General features: G+C 68.2%; 1 protein-coding gene. It reads right to left on the bottom strand.

Annotation, left to right across the window (positions count from 1 at the left end):
- Positions 1–160: 160 nt before the first annotated feature.
- The coding region (locus Q8814_RS25180) for a TM0106 family RecB-like putative nuclease (RefSeq protein ID WP_330154684.1) at positions 161–3,339 on the bottom strand (3,179 nt) is incomplete at its 5' end.

Raw genomic sequence — 3,339 nt, 5'->3', positions numbered from 1 at the left:
GCGTTGGTGATACTGCCGCGTTGGTGATACTGCCGCGTTGGTGATACTGCCGCGTTGGTGATACTGCCGCGTTGGTGATACTGCCGCGTTGGTGATACTGCCGCGTTGGTGATACTGGGAGTTACAAACAGTTCGATTCTAGCCCATGGTGTGAGACCGATCACGGACCGCCGGTGGAGCGCAGGAACGCGCCCAACTCGGTCAGGCCTTCCGGCGTCGACGGCAGATGGTCGGTGAGCGCGCGGGATCGCACGACGATCGCCTCCCACTGCCCGCGCGAGAGCGCCACATTGAGGCGGTTGCGCGACAGCAGGAACGACATACCGCGGGGGACGTCTTCGATCGCCGACGCCGTCATCGACATCAGTACCACCGCCGCCTGACGTCCCTGGAACTTGTCGACGGTGCCGACCTCGACGCGTTCGAGTCCGGCCGTCGCGAGCGTTCTGCGGAGCAGCGCCACCTGCGCGTTGTAGGGGGCGACGACGAGCACGTCGGTCTCGTCGAGCGGACGTGCCGGCTCCGAAGCCCTGCCCCGCCACGGGGTGCCGAGCAGCGCCCGGATCCGGCGCACGATCTCGTCGACCTCCTCGGCCGAACAGGTCGCGTTGCCGACGTGCTCGACGATCGCGGTACGCACGCCCGGCGGCACACCTTCCAGCGACCGGCCGGTCGTGACGTCGATCTGCGAGAACAGCCGGCCCTCGTACGACAGGTTCGACACCCGTTCGCACAGGGCGGGGTGCATGCGCCAGGTGCGCGACAGGAAGTAGCCACGGTCGGCGGGCAGCGCGCCGTGTCCGTCCGCGAGCCAGCCCAGCGCCGAGGCGTCCGCCGGTTCGGGATGGGTGCCCTGGCTCACCTGGGGGAGTTGCTGAGGATCGCCGAGCAGCAACAGGTTTCGTGCGCAGCTCGCGACGGCCACGGTGTTCGCGAGACAGAACTGCCCGGCCTCGTCGATCACCAGCAGATCGAGGCTGTCCGGAGGGATGCAGTTGACGTTCGTGAAATCCCATGCCGTGCCGCCGACGACGTAGCCGCCCTCGCGCGCGGCCAGGTGAACGGCGACGCCCTTGGTGTCTTTGAACGGTGTCCACGCCGGATTCCGGGTCTTGGCTTTGCCTTTCACGACGATCTCGCCGGGAAGGCCTGCCTCGACGATCCCGTCGAGCATGTTCTCGACCACCGAGTGCGACTGCGCGACGACGCCCACCCGCCAGCCGTGCTCACGGACGAGCGACGCGACGACTCGTGAGCCGGTGTAGGTCTTGCCGGTGCCGGGCGGTCCCTGGACCGCGACGTAGGAATTGTCGAGGTCCAGAAGGGCCACGGTGATGGCGGTGGCGAAGTCACCGCCGGACACCGTCGGCAGCGCGGCTCCGGACCGCGTGCGCGGCCGGATGCGTCGCAGTACGTCCACTGCCGGTGTGCGCGGCAATTCGGGTAGGTGACCGCACATCCCCTCGGCGGCGGTCTCGACGGCCTTCTCGATGCTCGACGACGGGATGGGGGAGCCGGGTGTGAGCGCCATCGGCAGCGTCGGGTACTCGCGCTCGAGTTGCCGCATTTCCGCGACGACGAGCACGTCGTGGAATTCCGGGTCGATGGAGCGCTCGAGGACCGTACCGTTCGACCACGCGCGGGTGCACGGCCCGCCGTCGGGTAGACCCTCCGGCGCCGGCTGCTCGTACAGCAGGAACACTTTGTCGTCCGCCCGCACGGTGCTTCCGGTGTCGAAATCGCCGACGAGGCGCAGGTGCCGCCGGGGTTTCCGTTTCCCTTTGGGGGTATGCCAGTCCTCTTCGACGGTGACGGACGTCGCGACGAGCGTGTCGCGGGTGTCGGCCCACTCGTCCACGGGATGCGACAGTCGGTCGAAGTGGCTCCACCAGAACGGTTTGCGTTCGCGACGGTGATAACCGAGTGCGGCCGCCATCAAGGCGGCCGCCATCAAGGCGGCCGCCTGCTGATCGGCCGTGCGCTCGCCGCCCAGGGTGCCGCCGACGTATTCGAGCAGTTTCGTCTCGACGGGATGTGGTTCGGGTGGGATCGCGGCTTCCTCGTGGACCACGCCCGACGTCGCCACGCCGTGTTCGCGTGCCCGGGCGGACAACCAGTCGCGCAGGTGCAGTGTCGAGATGCAGTCGTCCTCGTTGTACGACGCAATGGAAGCCAGCAATTCGGCTGCGGCGTCGTCCTTTCCGGCGTCGCGCAGATCGCAGTAGCGGGCGTAGGCGGCGATCGATGCGCCGGCGTCGAGCACGTCTCCTTCGCGACCGTCCATGTAGAGGGGTTCGAGTTTCTTGATGCTGTACGACGGCTGACCGACCCGGATGGATGCGCGCACAATCGGATACAGGTCGACCAGGACACCGTCGCGGAGCAGGTTGTCGACCGCCTCCTCACCCACTCCGTAGCGACCGGCGAGCCGGAGCAGGGCGGACTTCTCGTAGGACGCGTAGTGGTAGACGTGCATCTTCGGATGCAGCCGCCTGCGTTCGGTCACGTAGTCGAGGAAGTCGAGCAGGGCTCGTCGCTCCTCGGACCGGTTGTGCGCCCAGAACGGCCGGAAGCGCGGTGTTGTCGCAGGCCCCTCGACGACACCGAAGAGATACTCGAGGCCCCACCCCGCGCTGCCGTCCTCACACCACAGGGGATCGCCCTCGAAGTCGAAGAAGATGTCGCCGTCGTCGGGTTCGGGCAGTGCCGCGAGGGAGGCGGGGGAGAAGACGTCGACGAACGGCTCGCCGTCGCGTTCCTGCCGGACCTGTGCACTCGCCTGTGCCCGCAGACTCGCGTAGGTGCGGTGCGACATGTCGGCGACGGGCTCTTCGCGGGCAGCGAGTTCGTCGATCGTCGTGACGCAACCGGCGATCAGCCGCGCTCGTTGGGTGGAGCGCATCCCGGCGACCAGCAGAAGGTCGCGATGGGCCGCGACCTGCGGCTCGCAGACCTCGCACCGCCCGCACGCCGAATGCTGCGGGTCGTTCCACCGCGCCGGCACACCGCGGCGGCGATGGCCGTCGACGAGATCCTGCAGATGGGTTCGCCGCTGCGTGTACACGGGGGCGAGGTCGGCGAACGCGTGCGACGACACCGAGTTGTCGCCGAGGATCAGGTGCACGTGCGAGGCCACCGGCACACCGCTGCTTTCGAGCGCAGCGCCGTACGCGGCGAGCTGCAGCAACGCTTCCACCTTCGCGCTGCGGGCGAGCTTCGTGTCGTAGACGGCGTAGGCGTCGCCCTCGCGGACGAGGAAGTCGCAGAACCCCAGGAAGCGCCCGTCGAAGAACGTGCCCTGGTAGATCACGTCGGCGCCGTCACGGGCCGCGGTGACGG

The sequence above is a fragment of the Rhodococcus chondri genome, assembly GCF_036327435.1.
In the GTDB taxonomy this organism is placed as follows: Bacteria; Actinomycetota; Actinomycetes; order Mycobacteriales; family Mycobacteriaceae; genus Rhodococcus; species Rhodococcus chondri.
The sequence above is the reverse complement of the archived record's forward strand: the minus strand, read 5'-3'. Positions and strand labels throughout refer to the sequence as shown.